Here is a 16,999-nt window from a genome sequence, read left to right as displayed (position 1 = left end):
GCTGCTTTTCTATTTATATCAGTATCGTTATTAATTAACTCAACATTCTCTGAGCTTTTTTAACTCCCTCTACCAAAATATCAATTTCTTCAAAAGTATTGTAAACCGCAAAACTTGCCCTTACCGTTCCTGCAATATTAAAGAAGTTCATGATAGGCTGTGTACAATGATGTCCTGTTCTTACAGCAACACCCATTTTATCAAGGATCATCCCTACATCGGAGGCAATCCCCACTCCTTCCAGATTAAAGGAAACCACTCCGGTTCTTTTCGCTTTTTCACCATAGATTTTAATACCTTCTATTTCCAAAAGCTGTCTCTGAGCATATTCCAATAAAGCATTCTCATGATTCTGAATGTGAGAATGACCTATTCTGTTCATAAAATCAACAGCTGCACCTAATGCAATATTTCCTCCTACATTAGGGGTTCCTGCCTCATATTTAAACGGAAGACCTGCATAAGTTGTTTCTTCAAAAGAACAGGTTGCAATCATTTCTCCTCCTCCATGAAATGGCGGCAAAGCTTCTAATACTTCTTGTTTTCCATATAAAATACCTGTTCCCATTGGAGCATACATTTTATGACCTGAAAACACAAAGAAATCACAATCCAGCTTCTGAACATCAATATTGAAATGTGGAGCGGACTGAGCTCCGTCAATAACAATATAAGCATCAGTATTCTTTCTTGTTTTTGCAATGATCTCCTCAACAGGATTGACAATTCCCAACGCATTGGAAACCTGGTTTACAGAAACAACTTTTGTTTTTTCACTTAAAAACTGATCAAAATAATCCATCTGAAGGATTCCGTTTTCATCAATAGGAATCACGCGAAGCTTTGCTCCCGTTCTTTCGCAAAGCATCTGCCATGGAACAATATTAGAATGGTGTTCAAGATATGAAATAATAATCTCATCATCTTTCTTCAGTTTCTGCGTTAAAATATAAGCGATAAGGTTCAGCCCTTCTGTTGTACCTTTTGTAAAGATAACTTCAAAATCATGTTCAGCATTGATGAATTTCTGGATCTTTCTTCTTGAAAGCTCCATTTCTTCAGTAGCCAGCTGACTTAGCGTATGAATTCCCCTATGAACATTGGCATTAATTTCGGTATAATATGCGTGACAAACTTCCAAAACCGAATTTGGCTTTTGAGATGTAGCTGCATTGTCCAGATAAACCAGTGGCTTACCATTCACTTCTCTATCCAATATAGAAAACTGGCTTCTTATTTCCTGAATGTCAAACATTTATTTATTTTTTATAAAATTAAGACGTTCTTATTTAGAACTCTTCAAATTTACATAAAATCATTTAAATTATTAATTTAAAATACAATCAAAAAGAGTCGATTATTTTTAAATTTATAATTTTTCATCAAAACAGGTTCCCAATATAATGATGATAATGACTATGCCTAACCCTGCAATAATTGAATAAGGATTTGCAAAATTAATCGTCCATCCTAAAAATTTTGTTTGTTTTGGAGGAAACAATCTTTTATCTTCTTTATTATAGTAAAACAGCCCGAATTTCTAATAACCTGGATCATTAAAATCTTTTTTACTATTATTTATATCCGTTTTTTTCATTTTAATACACTGTTTTTAAATCGCACTGAAATAATTTTTTACAAAAAAAAATCTACCAATAAATTGATAGATTTTATGTTGTGTATTAAATAAGCAATTCTTATTCTGCAGATTTTTCTTCTGTTGTTGGAACGTCAGGAGACTGAGTTGCAACTTCTTCTGCTTCCTCTTCATCTTCATCATCCATTGCTGCTGCACCTCCTTTCATTGCATTTCTAGACATCTTAACAGCAACTACTACTGCGTTGTCAGGGTGCATGAAAGAATATCCTTCTGTTTTGATACCACCGATGTAAAGTTTGTTACCAATTCTTAATGGAGTAACATCTACAACGATTTCGTCAGGTAGGTTAGCAGGAATAGCTTTTACTTTCAGTTTTCTGAAAGACTGACGCAAAACACCACCAGCTACAACACCTTTAGAACGTCCTGTAATTCTTACCGGAACTTCCATGATAACCGGCTTGTCATCAGATAACTGATAGAAGTCAGCGTGAAGAATTTTATCAGTGATTGGGTGAAACTGAATATCCTGAAGAACAGCTGGAATTGTTTTTCCGTCAACTTCAATAGATACCGTGTGTGCTTCAGGAGTGTATACTAATCCTTTGAAAGCTTTCTCTTCAGCAGAGAAGTTTAAAGGTGCTTCACCTCCATAAACAACACAAGGAACTAATTCAGCATCACGTAAAGCTTTTGTAGACTTTTTGCCCACGCTTTCTCTTTTTGTACCTTGAATTGTAATAGATTTCATTTATAAAAATTTAAAAAATTGTTTTTAATTTCAATTTGCAAACCACTTAAAATCAATTAAATAACAAACTTACTGCTAATTGATTTATGCTCATGAACCATAGTCATAACATCCGCAAATAATGGGGCGCAAGATAGCACTTTTATTTTAGATGACAAATTATTTTTAACAGGAATTGAGTCAGTTACAATAACTTCCAAAAGTTTTGAGTTCTCAATATTCTCGTAAGCCTTACCTGAAAGCACTCCATGAGTAGCCATAGCTCTCACAGTTTTTGCTCCTTTTTCAATTAAGATATCTGCTGCTTTGCAAAGTGTACCAGCAGTATCAATCATATCATCAATAAGGATTACGTTTTTACCTGTTACATCCCCGATAAGGAACATTTCTTCCACAACATTTGCTTTTTTTCTTTCCTTATAAGCAATTACTACTTCAGCGCCTAAGTGGCCTGCATAGTTTTTAGCTCTTTTTGCACCACCCATATCCGGAGAAGCAATGGTAAGATTATCAAGGTTCAAAGATCTGATGTGGTCTACGAAAATAGTTGAAGCATACAGATGATCTACCGGAATTTCGAAGAATCCCTGAATCTGATCTGCATGCAGGTCCATTGTCATGATTCTTGTAGCTCCCGCTGCTGTTAGAAGGTTCGCAACTAGTTTTGCACCGATCGGCGCTCTTGGTTTGTCTTTTCTGTCCTGTCTGGCAAGTCCGAAGTAAGGAATTACCACGGTGATGCTCTTTGCAGAAGCTCTTTTTGCTGCATCAATCATTAGAAGAAGCTCCAAAAGATTGTCTGCAGGAGGGAATGTAGATCCAATCAGGAAAACTCTTCCTCCTCTTACAGATTCATCCAAAACAGGTTCAAATTCTCCGTCACTGAATTCCTGAAAGTTGATTTTTCCTAATTCTTTCCCATAATTCTGGGCAATTTTCTCTGCCAAGTCCCTGCTGGTTCTTGTACAAAATAGATAACTTAACTGATCGGCCATTTTTACTTTTTAAAAGATTTTGCAAATTTAAAAAAAAACCACAAGATTTACTCCTGTGGTTTCTAAGTTTTTATTTTATCAATTATTAAGGGAATTTAACTCCTGAATATTTGTTCGGGTCTACCTGCGGAAGTGTAGATCTGTATTTTGCATTAATAGATTTAATAAATTCATTAGCAACAATACCATATCCACGTCCTGTCAGGTGAACACCGTCTAAAGAGAAAGCTCCCCCTGTAACGAATTTGGCAGAGTATTTTACTCCATTAAATATAATTCCGGACTGTCCGTTAAGCTCCACCATTTTAGCGTTAGCATCTACAAATGCCAACCCGTATGAATCTGCAAGTGATTTTATAGAACCGTTGTAAGCATCTGTTGCAGTTTTCACATAACCGGCTTCAGTTTTTGTCAATACATGCTGGTTCTGCAATGGATAAGAAATTCCATAAACATTTACCGGAGCTGGAACATTCGGCGCATTAGTTCCGATTAAAGAACTTGTAGTAAGAAGAATATAATCATCTTTTGTAGCCTGTCTTGCCTGTCCGAAAATCTGCCCGAAAACGGTTGCAGTAGGTAGCCCTAAAGAAGGAGTAAGAGCTGCAGTAAGCTGAGCTGATAAATCTGTAAGGGCAACATCTTTAATCAATACCGGGTTAGGATCTGTTGTGGAAAGCAAATTAATTCTATCTCCGGCACCAAAAGCAGTAAGTGCCTGCTTCAAAGGACCATAAAGACTGGTATTAAGAGCTGTTAAGTTAGCTCCTAAAACAGCAGGTGTCAATGGATTATATGGCACTGTTGTAAAGAAAGGAACCGATGTAACATAAGGAATATTTGCCACCACTCCTTTTGTTGTCCCAACGCTCTTAAGTCCGTCAAGAACCGCTTTTATAGAACCGGCTACTACCGCCGGATCAGAAATATCATTTGATTTATACGTTGCTGGATTGGTATTTCCGGTCTGAACTGTAGCAGCAGTATATGTTGTAACTCCAGCTACCGTCTGAGAATTTGTCCCTCCATTGGTAGCATATGATAATACATCATTATTCCCAATCCAAAGTGAGAAGAATGTAGCTTTTTGGGCCATAGCATCCGCAAGAACACTGGTTGTTGCAGAAGAAGCAAATCTTACAAAATAAGGATTAGCCGTTCCTGTTGCCAGACCCGCCTGGCTGCCATATCCAGGGGCAACCAGATGGAAAGATTTTGCTCCCGGAACCCCCATATTCTGATAAGGCCCCCCAGAAGTTACATTATCCAAGGCTCCCGCCGGCGCACTTGGTACAGGTGCTAAAGATCCGTTAACCACCTGTAATGTCAGTTTTCCTGAAAATCCGGGAAGGTTATTAAAGCCACCGATATCATTAGGCATCAAAGGCTGTTTAAAATCTCCTCCACCCGCAAGTTTCATCTGTGCAGCAATCATACTTGGATAAGATTCATTCTGACCACTGCTGTACAATGCACCATCACGATATCCTGAAGTAAGTGAATTTCCTAAAGAGATATATTTTGAAAAGTCTGCATCACCTTTTGTTACCGGAATATCTTTCACATCCGTATCGAAATCCGTATTACAGCTTGTTACCGTAAAAAGAAGTGCAGAAACTGCAATTGTCGATATTATAATTTTTTTCATAGTCTTCTAAAATTAAAAAGGATTATAAGATAAACCTAGACCCAGATAGAAAGCAGTTGCTTTTGACTGGCCTTCAAGTCCTATATTAACATTGTTTACCTTTCTGTACTGAGGCATTGCATATCCTCCTGCAACATCAATTCCGAACTGCTTAAACTTGAAACCTACCCCACCTGTAACAACATACGTGTCATATGAAGGAGTTTCCGGAATAAAATTATCAGTAGTGTAAGGTGCTTCATCATAATAAGCTCCCAAACGTCCATAGATCATATTGGTGAAAGCATATTGAGTCCCCAGTCTGAATGTCTTGGAGTTTTTGAAGTTCTTAGGATTGGTAAGAATAGTAGGATCTGATGGATTGTTTCCAATAGGTGCATTTTCGAAATCAAGGGTCAGCTTACTGTATCTCTCCCATCCATGATAGTTAAAGTCTGCAGAAACCTGCCATTTCGGTGTCACTTTATAGGTTAAACCAATAGTATATTCTTCAACCAGTGGCAGCATTGCTGAGAATCCGTCCTGTCCGGCCGCATTCAATTTCAGCTGATTATAAACAGACTGTGATGGGAACTGGAAGGTAGCCGTTCCATTTTTAGCTTTCATATCTACCGGTGAACGGTAAGCAATACTTACATCTAATTTAGGATCAGGTCTGAAATAGAAACCGAATCCATAACCGTGTCCGCTTGCTTTTTTATCATTGATGTTAACTTTTCCGTCAAATTGGGTAACAGCTTTATCCCAATCCACTACTCCTCGTGCATAAATATAGCTCGCTCCGAAAGCAAGCCATGGAGCCAGCTTCACAGAAATCATAGGCTGGAAGTAGAAACTTTTCAGCTCCAGCTTCTGTACCAATTCTTTACCTTCCCAGTTATCGGGCCATTTGATGGTACTTCCAAAAGGAGTGGTAACACTAAGACCTACGGTAAGTTTTTCTATGGGTCTATAAGTAATCGCTGCATAAAAAGGAGTTCCTACAGGGTTATCTGTTTCCGCACTTTGTAAAGTATTGAAATTCTGAAAAGTAACCTTATTACTTGCAGCAAACCCTCCTGCCACTACACTCAGTTTGGAAGGGATAAATGACATACCCGCCGGGTTGAAGAATGTCACACTCGCATCTTCGGCATGAGCACTAGTATGCGCCATTGCCAATTGTTTTACCCCCTGCAGGGAAACTCTGAAGCCTCCTGCGTAAGATAGAACGCCCGCCAATAAAGCAGTTGATACTAATATTTTTTTCATAGACTATTATTATATAAGCCAAATATAAAATTATTTTGAATACGTCTGTTAATATTTCCTAATATTTTAAACAATATACCAAAAGAAAACTATGTTTAAAATAATATTTCACAAAAATCAAAACACAAACCAATCATTATGAAATAATTATGAAAAATCAGAAAAGATATGTATTACACTGTTTAATTTCAAACAAGTGTTTAACTTAAAGTATATTCACCACCAAAGGGGATTATAGAAATATAAAATAATAAGAAATGTTAATTTTTAGAAGAGCTCTGTTAAAATAAAAAAAATATATGCACTACGATTCCTTCTACAGCACTCCTTATCCTGCATCTCTCTTCCATTCTCTCTTAAAATATAGAAATGTTTTCTTCTGAATTCAGCTTATTTAAGTATTTTAGAATCACATAAAGATAAAAATACATAAATTTGCAGATTATAAATAATAGTAATATGAGTTGTGGATGTAAAACATCCGGCGATTCTGCACATTCTTGCGGACCTAAAAAAACCGCAAATGGCTGTGAAAATGTAAATACCTGCGGGAATAGTTATAAATTAAGTGTTTTTGACTGGCTTTCTAACATCAACAATCCAGCACCAAACAGGTGTGATTTTGTAGAAGTTAGATTTAAAAATGACAGAAAATCGTTTTATAAGAATGTAAATAATATTCCTTTACATATCGGCAGTGTAGTTACAGTAGAATCAAGTCCGGGACACGATGTAGGCGTTGTAAGCCTTACGGGAGAATTAGTAAAGATTCAGATGAAAAAGAAAAAGTTTTCTGAAGAATCGGCACTCAAAATATACAGACAGGCCAACCAAAAAGATCTTGAGGTATGGCAGGAAGCAAGAAAAAAAGAAGACGGCGTAAAGCTTGAGGCAAGAAAAATCGCTCAAAGGCTCAGCCTTGAAATGAAAGTAACTGATGTTGAATATCAGGGTGATGCTTCAAAGATTACGTTTTATTACACCGCCGACACCCGGGTGGATTTCAGGCAGTTAATTAAAGATTATGCCGGAGCTTTCCGTACTAAGATCGACATGAAACAGATTGGTTTCAGACAGGAAGCAGCCAAAGTAGGCGGAATAGGATCTTGCGGACGTGAGCTTTGCTGTTCTACATGGCTTACAGATTTCAGATCCGTAAATACCAATGTTGCCAGATATCAGCAGCTGAGTATTAACCCTCAGAAACTGGCAGGACAATGTGGTAAGCTTAAATGTTGTCTTAACTATGAGCTAGACAGCTACCTGGACGCATTAAGCGACTTCCCTTCTTCTTCGACGACCCTGGAAACTGAAAAAGGAAAAGCTTTTTGTATCAAAATTGATGTTTTCAAAAAGAAAATGTGGTTTGCTTACGTGGAAAGTTCCATTGCATGGTATGATTTTGATATTGATCTGGTTAAAAAATTGATTTCAAAAAATAAAAGAGGAGAAAAAACACTTCCTCTTGAAGAACTGAAGCAGCCTGAAACTTCTATACACACTATCGATCTGATCCAGGAAAACAATGTAGATCGTTTTGAAAAGAAAAACAGAGGAAACAGAAATAGAAACAATCAGAATAAACAACACAACGGGAACCAACAGGGACAGGGTCAAAAAAGAAACAAACCGGAAAGAACGGAAAGATCTGAAAAAACAGAAAACCCGAATGCTCATTCCGGAAATCAGCCTAAAGCACAAAAACAGCATCCACAGCAAAAAGCAGCTGTAGAGAAAGTAGCGGGCAGTACTGACGCTGATAAAAAACCACAAAACAACCCGAACAAGAAAAAATTTAAAAAGAAATATCCTCCAAAAAAAGATAAAAATGCGTAAAATTTTAGGATTATTTTCCCTTATCCTTTTCTTTAGCTGTACCTCTTCCTCAGGAGAAGACATCATTATGAATTCCGTTGATAACAAGTGGAATAAGAAAAGTGAGCAAAAATTTAATCTTGAGATTTCAGATCCGCAGAATCCTAAAAATATTATATTTGTTGTAAGAAATAATAACAGTTATCCATACAGCAACATAAGGTTTATTGTAAATTTCACCAATCTCCAGAACAAAAAAAAGGAGACAGACACCTTAAATTATGTATTGGCAAAGCCAAACGGAGAATGGCTTGGTACAGGCTTTGGTGATACGAAAGAAACTTTGTTTCAGTATAGAGCTAATTACAGATTTCCAGGAAAGGGAAAATATGAAATTGGACTGATCCAGGCGATGAGAAACGATAACCTTCCGGGAATTGAGGATATTGGGATAAAAATAGAAACGGCTAAACCGTAACCATAAATGGAAGAGAACAAAAAAAATGCAGGAAACAAGGGGAAAACATTTCCTCTGCCTCCCAAGAAAAAGAAAGATACCTCCTGGAAAAAATGGGTCTCATTTATTTGGATCGGACTCATTGCAGTAGTTTTGGGGATTTCAGGACTTTTCTTTGCGGTTTCCCAAGGTTTCCTTGGAGAAATGCCTGATGTAAAAGAGCTTGAAAATCCGGACATCTTTGTCGCTTCTGAGATTATTTCTTCAGATGGAGTCACTCTGGGTAAATTCGAAAAAGAAAAAACACAGCCTATCGTTTACAAGGATCTTCCTCCTTTTCTTATTTATGCACTTCAGGCTAAAGAAGACGAGCGTTTTAAAGAACACTCAGGAATCGACTTATATTCCGTAGCCAGAGCCGTAGCTTATGGTGGTGGACGTGGAGGTGGTTCTACCATCACTCAACAGCTTGCCAAGCTTCTCTTTACTGGAAACGCCTCTCAAAATAAGTTTCAGAGAGCATTCCAGAAGCTAAAGGAGTGGGTTGTAGCAGTAAGTTTAGAAAAAAGATATACCAAAGAAGAAATTATTACTCTTTACTTCAATAAATTCGATTTCCTTTTCAATGCCAATGGTATTGAAATGGCTTCAAGAGTTTACTTCAACAAAAAGACTTCTGAACTTACACTGCCTGAAGCCGCTACATTTGTGGCAATGCTTGAAAATCCAAGAAAAAATAACCCTTACAGATATCCTGAGAAGGCCAAGGAAAGAAGGAATGTAGTATTAGACCAGATGCAGAAAACCGGATATATTGATGCCGCAACATATGAAAAAGCAGCCAATACTCCAATAGAAGTAGATTTCCACCCTATCAAGACTATCACTGACGGATATTCTGCCTATTATAAGTTTTATCTGAGAAAAGAGATTGATAAATATCTTGAGACTCACGAAAAAGAAACCGGTAAAAAGCTTAATCTTTATAAAGATGGCTTAAAAATATATGTTACCCTTGATTCTAAAATGCAGAAATATGCAGAAGATGCAATCAGGGAGCACCTGACTGACCTGCAGAAAAGATTTGATGCAGAACAGAGAGGAAGAAAGAACAGACCTTTCTATTACCTTAATGATAAACAAATCAATGATGTGATGGTTCAGGCTATGAAAAGAACCGGCCGTTACAAGCTTCTGAAAGCGGATGGAATGCCTGAAGACTCTATCATGATGGAATTCAAGAAACCAATTAAAACTTCACGATTTACGTGGAATGGAGAGGAAGAAGTTGAAATGTCCCCTTGGGATTCTATCAGATACCACAAACAAATTGCACAGGCAGGCTTAATGTCTATGGTTCCGGGAACCGGAGAGATTAAAGCCTGGGTAGGAGGTATTGACTGGCAGCACTTCCAATATGACCATATCAAACAAGGTAAGAGACAGGTAGGATCTACATTCAAGCCTTTCGTATACGCAACAGCGATTATGAAACTTGGAATGACACCTTGCTCTACTGTTTCCAACGGAACTTATGATCATAACGGATGGCATGTACCAGGAAGAGGAGGAATGCTTACCTTAAAGGACGCATTAGCTCACTCACAAAACCCTGTTGCAGCTAGACTTATTGAAATGACAGGAGTAGACGCTGTTATCCAGACAGCAAGAGATCTGGGCGTAACAGAAGATATCCCAAGAAACAATACAATTGCTCTGGGTTCATCCGATATTACCATCTACGAGATGCTAGGGGCTTACAGTACATTTGCCAACTATGGGAACTACATTAAACCAGAAATGATCTGGAGAATTGAAGATGCCAACGGCAGAGTAATCAAAGAAGTAAACGTAGAGCCGAAAGAAGTAATGAACCCAATGTATGCTTACACCATGATTGAGCTCATGAAGGGAGTAGCACAATTTGGAACTGCTTCCGGGGAGCTGGGAAGAAAAGGTATATCTAAGGCAGTGGAAATTGCAGGTAAAACCGGAACAACTCAGAACAACTCTGATGGATGGTTTATGGGAATTACTCCTAAATTAGCAACCGGAGCATGGGTTGGATGGGAAGACAGAGCAACTCACTTCTTTGGAACGGGTGAAGGTCAGGGAGCGAAGATGGCTTTACCGATCTGGGCTATCTTTATGAAGAAAGTATGGGCGGATAAGAGTTTAGGAATCACTCCTGATGATAAGTTTGTAAAACCTTCAGACTGGAAAGACGGATGTTCAAACCTTAAAGGTCTGAGTGGAGGATATGGAGATGATGGAAGTCTTCAGACTATCGATGAGATTAAGAATCCAAGGCCAGCAGATCCGACCCCGAAAAAAACGACAGAAAAGAAAGAGGATAATATCAATGAAAACCTTCATTCTAATGATGAAGTAGATTTCAATAAATAAATTCTCTTTTAGAAATATACAAGACCTTTCAGATTATTGAAAGGTCTTTTCTTTTATATTTAATACCTTTGAAGCATGAATATTGAACATATCAGACAACCCTTTATCGAACATTTTCCGGGAGATTTTTCCAACAACCCCATGCAGAGAAACACTCCAAAGGTTTTATTTTCCACCATTAAACCGGCCGGCTTTGAAAAACCTGAACTGATCGCTTTTAACGAAGTCTTATCAGAAGAAATAGGCCTGGGAACATATGACGATAAAGACCTTGATTTTCTGGTGGGAAACAATCTTCCTGAAAATGTTCAGACCTACTCCACAGCATACGCAGGGCATCAGTTTGGAAACTGGGCGGGACAGCTTGGGGATGGAAGAGCTATTCTTGCTGGTGAAATCACAAACGATGCCGGCAAAAAAACAGAAATTCAATGGAAAGGTGCCGGAGCTACCCCATACTCCAGACATGCTGACGGAAGAGCCGTGCTAAGGTCTTCCCTGCGCGAATATCTGATGAGTGAGGCTATGTATCACCTGGGAGTTCCTACGACAAGAGCATTAAGTCTCGCCTTTACAGGAGAAGATGTAATGCGTGATATAATGTACAATGGAAATCCAAAGCTGGAAAAAGGAGCTGTGGTTATCAGAACAGCAGAAAGCTTTCTTCGTTTCGGACATTTCGAGCTGATGTCCGCTCAAAGAGAATACAACAGCCTGCAGGAACTTGCTGATTTTACGATCGAAAACTACTTTCCTGAAATCACATCTTCAGACCACCGAAAATACAGAGATTTTTTTGAAAATATCTGTACCCGTACGGCAGACCTGATGGTTGAATGGTTCAGGGTCGGCTTTGTACATGGAGTCATGAATACGGATAACATGTCTGTTTTAGGATTAACCATTGATTACGGACCTTATTCTATGATGGATGAATATGATTTGAATTTCACACCCAATACGACAGACCTTCCTGGAAGAAGATACGCCTTCGGAAAGCAGGGCCAAATTGCCCAGTGGAATCTCTGGCAGCTTGCCAATGCCCTTCATCCCTTAATCAAAGATGAAAAATTTTTAGAAGACACCCTAAATCATTTCGGAACCTATTTTTGGGAAGCCCATGATAAAATGCTTTGTAAAAAGTTTGGTTTCGACCAAATTCAGAAAGATGATGAGGAGTTTTTCACCAACTGGCAGGGATTAATGCAGGAACTTCAGTTGGATTACACCCTGTTTTTCAACAAATTGGAGACCGTAACCCTTTATACTGATGTAAAGGAACATTTTAAAGATATATCCTATACTTTTTTAAATGAAGAGATGATAGAAAAACTCAGCAATTTTATTGCGGGTTACGAAAAAAGATTGACTTCAAACTCAATTTCCAAAGAAGATTCAATAGCAATCATGAAAGAAACAAACCCAAAATTCATCCTAAGAAACTACCTTCTTTATGAATGCATAGAAGAGATCAGTAATGGTAAAAAAGAAATGCTGGAAAAACTAACCAAAGCATTAGAATCTCCTTATCTGGAACTCTATCCTGAGTTTTCAATCAAAAGACCATCCGGGTATGATGACACTGCAGGATGCTCTACACTTTCATGCAGCTCATAGGAATTTAACAACAAATACCATATATAACTAATACATTTTCATAACATTGATATTTTTACTATATTTAGAGAAATTTTTAATTATGAAAAAAATTGTATTTTCTTTAGCATTAGCATCATGCTTTTACAGTAATGCCCAAACCCTTCTTTCAGAAAGTTTCGAAGGAGCGACATTTCCCCCAACAGGTTGGACCAAGTCCAATACAAACACGTCAAGAGCCTGGGAACTAACCAGTTCTGTTTTTTCCGGCACTTCCGCTTCCTCTATTGAATTAAAAACAAGATTTACTATTGCTGGAACGAATTCCGCTACCATTGACTGGATTTCAGGAGCCAATACAGCCAATCTGGTAAGTCCTACATTTAGTTTAGTGGGAGCTACAAGCCCAGTCTTCAGCTTCAAGGTAAAAGTAGGATGGGGCTATATGATCAGCCTGAACAAGGGTAATCTTCTGGCACAGATCTCAACAGATGGCGGAACCAGCTGGACCACTCTTTGGAATGAAGACACTGAAGCAGGATTTACTGATGATGGTGATGGCAATGTAGATACTGATTTGTATAATACTGTAACTGTACAAAGAAGTCTCTCCTCTTATATTGGACAAGCCAATGTAAAAGTAAGATTCCAGTATGTTGCAAATGATGCTGACGCAGTTTCAATTGACGATGTACAGGTTACAGCCAATGGAACACTTGCTACCAATGAAATTTCAAGATCAAATAATAATCTTTCTATTTATCCTAATCCTACAAAAGGAGAAATAAATATCAAAACAGATAATAAAATCAAATCTGCAGCAGTATTTGATATGAGCGGAAAATCTCTGCTTAACAAAGGTTCTGAAGGATTAAATATTTCTTCACTTCCAAAAGGAACTTACTTACTAAAAGTAGACTTCTCAGACGGAACTTCCAAAACCGAAAAAGTAATCAAACAATAACAAACCTTTATACAAACTTTTATAACCACCTACTTTGGTGGTTTTTTTATTTTACTTTTGCAAAAAAATCGCACGTGTCTTTTATTAAAACAAAAATTATCAATTTTTTTAAACTGATTTTCCCTTCCACCTATACTGAATTGGCGGTTTTTCTGTTCTTTATTATTTGCTATGGGATTTTAGGTTCCTATATTGCGGTTCATTATAGAATAATTTTTGACAGCAGGATTCCATGGGACGCTTACTTCAGTTTTGATAACAAGTCTATTCTCATGACGGGAGGGAGCTTCGAAAGGCATCCTCTATCCTATTATTTTTTCAATTGGGTAAGAGAGTTTTCGTTATATATTTCAGGCGGAAAAATGGATACAAATTTCAGACTCACACTGGCATGGCTCAGCAATATTATCATCACTCTAAATATTGTCCAGGTTTTTAAATATTTAAAAAACATTATCAGCCTGCCTTTGTGGTTAAGCATATTCATTATTATTTTTTTTGGAACGTTTTCAACCAACATTATTTTATCATTTACTCCTGAGAATTTCACATACACTCTATTCTTACTGTCATTATACAACTACTATGCAGCCATAAAACTCAGAAAAGAAGAAAGAACACCGGCAATTGCTCTTTCCCTGGCAGGAATCACCATTGGCGGGCTTACTGTTACCAATTTTGTAAAAGTTTTTATCCCTTTACTTTTTGAGAAAAATCTTTTCACCAACTGGAAAAAATTCGGAAACGCAGCCTTCAGAGTAATTGTTGCTGCCATTTGTTTTATACTTCTTTATTTGAATAGAATTGATTTTAAATATCAGAATATTTTTTCGAAGACTAACCAGCAGTATGAAAAATTTTCGAACGTAGAATCCATGCCTACATGGGATATGATCATTTCATTCTTTTTTGGAGGTAATATCCTTTTCCCGGGATTTATTATGTCAGACAAGCATAATATGAAAGGGTTCAATTTCAAAGGACTTTATATGGATCTTTATTCATCCCCCTTTCCTTACCTTTTTATAACAATTTTACTACTACTGATATGTTGGAGTTATCTTAAAAATTTCAAAAACAAGTGGGTCCAGGTGATTGCCATTTCATTTTTGGTTGATATCATCATCCACTGTGTGATGAGGTTTGGACTTCATACTTCCTATATTTATGGAGGACATTTTGTTTTTGTATATCCACTATTGTTGGGATGGTTATTTTACGCTTACAGATCATCACCAAAAATAATATCATTTTTAACATTAATCCTGGCTGTATTATTCACTTATCTGCTTTTTAATAACATCTTTAGAATGACCGAATTCTTTTGGTTTATGGAAAATTATTACCAATAAAAAGAGCGGAGAAAAACTTTCTCCGCTCTTTTGTTATATGTCGTATGGATCATTCCTATTTGGCTTCTGCACAGAAAATTCTGTACTGTACGGCTACCGCAGACTTGAAATATTCTCTGATCTTAGAAAGATCACTGGCTGCACTTTGTTTGGTGAAATAACTTCCTGCTAAAATTTTATAATTCGGCCTTAAAGATGCATCCGTTTCCACTTTAAGATTAGGGAATCTTTTTCTGAAATATGACTTCACCTCATTGGCTTCTTCATTACTTTTCACTGTTGTAATCTGAATTTTGAAACCTAAAATTCTAGGATTTTTCTTACAAATTTCTGCATTGGTAAGTTCTCTGCTAGGCACAAAGATTTTAGGTGGTTTTGTATTGATTCCTGTAGAAATTCCACTGTCATTATTACTGAAATCTTTAGAAGAATTAGTTGTGACAACTTTAGCACATTTCCCTTCAATTCCTTCCAAAGCAGCATTTATTCTGGAATCCATTGTCATGACAAGCTCCGTTCCCGAAAGGGTATCTTTTTTAACAACCTGCTGTGCTTCAATACTATAAAATCCAAATAATGATAATATCGAAAATATTTTGATTAGATTTCTCATTTAAACTTGTTTCCGCAAATTTATACAAATTAAAAAACTATACCAAACTGGTTATTTAGAATCAATACAAATTAAACGTAAATGATATTTTCCCTTTTCGATATACCGTTAAATTCCTGTTAAAAATATTATTTTTGCGGAATTGATTGAATGTTCAATAATTTACTAACATAAGATAATTTAAATGATTAGTTGGAGAAAGCATTATAAAAAAACGTTGATCGCGATAGGCTTATTGCTATCAACCAGTGCTTCATTTTACGGGCAAGACGGCGATCCTAAAAACGGAGAGAAACTTTTCAAAGCGAATTGTACTGCATGTCACGCGCTGGACAAACAAGTTGTAGGACCACCATTGAAGGGGGTTGTAGAACGAGTAAAGACAGAAGGTGGTGTAGACAAAGACTGGCTTCACAAGTGGATCAAGGATAACAAAGCTCTTAGAGCTTCGGGAGACAAATACGCCAATGAGATTTTTGAAAAGTTTAATAAGACTGAAATGCAGGTCTTTCCAAATCTTACAGATAAGGATATTGACGACATTTTAGCTTTCACAACTAACCCTCCTGCTCCGGAGGAGAAAAAGCCGGAAGCAACTCCTGCAACTGACGCTACTGCGGCAGCTCCTGCAGACAAAACTACTACAAACGTTGTCATCATTTCACTTTTAGCGATTGCAGGTTTACTGGTTTGGATCTTGGTAAAACTAAGACAGTTGGTAAAACTAGGCCAATCTGAAGATTTAGCCGGGCTTAACGAGACCAGAGTTCGTTCTTTCAGTGAAATGTATGAGAAGTTCCATTACATTGGCAAAGGGTTATTGGCAATTCTTGCTATTCTGGCCGCTTACGGAGTTTGGAACTGGTTGATGTGGATCGGGGTTTACAAAGGTTACAAGCCTGAACAGCCTATCTACTTCTCTCACAAAATCCACGCTGGGGAACAGAAAATTGACTGTCAGTTATGTCACTCAAGTGCTAAATACGGAAAAGTATCTGAGATCCCTTCTATGAATGTTTGTATGAACTGTCACAGAACAATCTCTGAATACAACAAAGATCACTACATGGAGCCAGGAAAAGATAAGGCGTTCTATGATGGTGAAATCCAGAAGATCTATGCAGCAACAGGCTGGGATCCTGCAAAACAACAGTACACAGGAAAAACACAGCCGGTTGAATGGACAAGAATCCACAACATGCCAGACTTCGTTTACTTCAACCACTCTCAGCACGTAATTGCTGGAGAACAGGCTATCATCAATTCTTTCAACAAAAAGAATCCTAACAACAAAATTGATGTTGTATGTAAAGCTTGTCACGGTAAAATTGATACAATGAATGTTGTTCAGATGGCTAACGACTTTACTATGGGATGGTGTATCGAGTGCCACAGAACGACTGAAGTTGATATGAACAACGGTTATAATAAAGAGTACTTCAAAAATCTACATGACAAGTTGAAAAAACAATATCCACAAGATGGAGGTAAGATCACTGTAGATGCCATTGGAGGTCTTGAGTGTGGTAAATGTCATTATTAATAACTAAA

14 protein-coding genes are annotated in these 16,999 nt (G+C 37.3%); 7 read left to right on the top strand and 7 right to left on the bottom strand.

Features of this window, described 5'->3' with window-relative positions; all coding sequences use genetic code 11:
* Nucleotides 1–34 precede the first annotated feature (34 nt).
* The 6 genes from AC3FI7_RS17210 to AC3FI7_RS17185 all read right to left on the bottom strand — a co-directional run bounded on the left by AC3FI7_RS17210 (nucleotide 35) and on the right by AC3FI7_RS17185 (nucleotide 6,245).
* On the bottom strand, nucleotides 35–1,255 hold the full coding sequence (locus tag AC3FI7_RS17210; RefSeq protein WP_491460580.1) for a cysteine desulfurase: 1,221 nt from the start codon (nucleotides 1,253–1,255) through the stop codon (nucleotides 35–37).
* 114 nt (nucleotides 1,256–1,369) lie between these two features.
* Nucleotides 1,370–1,501: a hypothetical protein gene (locus AC3FI7_RS17205; RefSeq protein WP_491460579.1), complete on the bottom strand. Its 132-nt coding sequence runs from the start codon at nucleotides 1,499–1,501 to the stop codon at nucleotides 1,370–1,372.
* Nucleotides 1,502–1,697: 196 nt separating this feature from the next.
* Nucleotides 1,698–2,351, bottom strand: coding sequence for a 50S ribosomal protein L25/general stress protein Ctc (locus AC3FI7_RS17200; protein ID WP_142723417.1), 654 nt, complete (start codon nucleotides 2,349–2,351; stop codon nucleotides 1,698–1,700).
* 56 nt (nucleotides 2,352–2,407) lie between these two features.
* Entirely contained in the window at nucleotides 2,408–3,346 is a 939-nt protein-coding gene (locus tag AC3FI7_RS17195) for a ribose-phosphate pyrophosphokinase (protein ID WP_110009120.1), read from the bottom strand.
* Between the two features lie 85 nt (nucleotides 3,347–3,431).
* Entirely contained in the window at nucleotides 3,432–4,994 is a 1,563-nt protein-coding gene (locus AC3FI7_RS17190) for an SGNH/GDSL hydrolase family protein (RefSeq protein WP_343660410.1), read from the bottom strand.
* A gap of 12 nt (nucleotides 4,995–5,006) precedes the next feature.
* Nucleotides 5,007–6,245, bottom strand: a complete 1,239-nt coding sequence (locus AC3FI7_RS17185) for an OmpP1/FadL family transporter (protein ID WP_142723419.1) — start codon at nucleotides 6,243–6,245, stop codon at nucleotides 5,007–5,009.
* A 459-nt stretch (nucleotides 6,246–6,704) separates the two neighbouring features.
* On the opposite strand from AC3FI7_RS17185, the gene AC3FI7_RS17180 reads away from it, so the two are divergent.
* The 6 genes from AC3FI7_RS17180 (at nucleotide 6,705) to AC3FI7_RS17155 (ending at nucleotide 14,835) form a co-directional block, all read left to right on the top strand.
* Nucleotides 6,705–8,081 carry a PSP1 domain-containing protein gene (locus AC3FI7_RS17180; protein WP_343660412.1) on the top strand — a complete coding sequence of 459 codons (1,377 nt, stop codon included), beginning with the start codon at nucleotides 6,705–6,707 and terminating at the stop codon, nucleotides 8,079–8,081.
* On the top strand, nucleotides 8,074–8,538 hold the full coding sequence (locus tag AC3FI7_RS17175) for a gliding motility lipoprotein GldH (protein ID WP_343660413.1): 465 nt from the start codon (nucleotides 8,074–8,076) through the stop codon (nucleotides 8,536–8,538). The genes AC3FI7_RS17180 and AC3FI7_RS17175 overlap by 8 nt, the downstream gene beginning before the upstream one ends.
* Nucleotides 8,539–8,544: 6 nt before the next feature.
* Nucleotides 8,545–10,923 carry a transglycosylase domain-containing protein gene (locus tag AC3FI7_RS17170; protein WP_142723422.1) on the top strand — a complete coding sequence of 793 codons (2,379 nt, stop codon included), beginning with the start codon at nucleotides 8,545–8,547 and terminating at the stop codon, nucleotides 10,921–10,923.
* A gap of 75 nt (nucleotides 10,924–10,998) precedes the next feature.
* Nucleotides 10,999–12,540: a protein adenylyltransferase SelO gene (locus tag AC3FI7_RS17165; RefSeq protein ID WP_343660415.1), complete on the top strand. Its 1,542-nt coding sequence runs from the start codon at nucleotides 10,999–11,001 to the stop codon at nucleotides 12,538–12,540.
* A gap of 82 nt (nucleotides 12,541–12,622) precedes the next feature.
* The gene (locus AC3FI7_RS17160) at nucleotides 12,623–13,483 is read left to right on the top strand and encodes a T9SS type A sorting domain-containing protein (protein ID WP_491460578.1); all 861 of its coding nucleotides are present in this window, start codon (nucleotides 12,623–12,625) and stop codon (nucleotides 13,481–13,483) included.
* Nucleotides 13,484–13,557: 74 nt separating this feature from the next.
* Nucleotides 13,558–14,835, top strand: a complete 1,278-nt coding sequence (locus tag AC3FI7_RS17155; RefSeq protein ID WP_491460577.1) for a DUF6080 domain-containing protein — start codon at nucleotides 13,558–13,560, stop codon at nucleotides 14,833–14,835.
* Between the two features lie 55 nt (nucleotides 14,836–14,890).
* Here AC3FI7_RS17155 and AC3FI7_RS17150 read toward each other — a convergent pair whose 3' ends face one another.
* Entirely contained in the window at nucleotides 14,891–15,448 is a 558-nt protein-coding gene (locus tag AC3FI7_RS17150) for an SPOR domain-containing protein (RefSeq protein WP_291901231.1), read from the bottom strand.
* A 184-nt stretch (nucleotides 15,449–15,632) separates the two neighbouring features.
* Between AC3FI7_RS17150 and AC3FI7_RS17145 the strand changes: the two genes are divergently transcribed.
* Entirely contained in the window at nucleotides 15,633–16,991 is a 1,359-nt protein-coding gene (locus tag AC3FI7_RS17145; RefSeq protein WP_142723426.1) for a c-type cytochrome, read from the top strand.
* Nucleotides 16,992–16,999: the final 8 nt, after the last annotated feature.

The organism is Chryseobacterium sp. TQ-BC-N36 (genome assembly GCF_058382295.1).
This window is presented reverse-complemented; position numbering and strand designations above follow the sequence as displayed.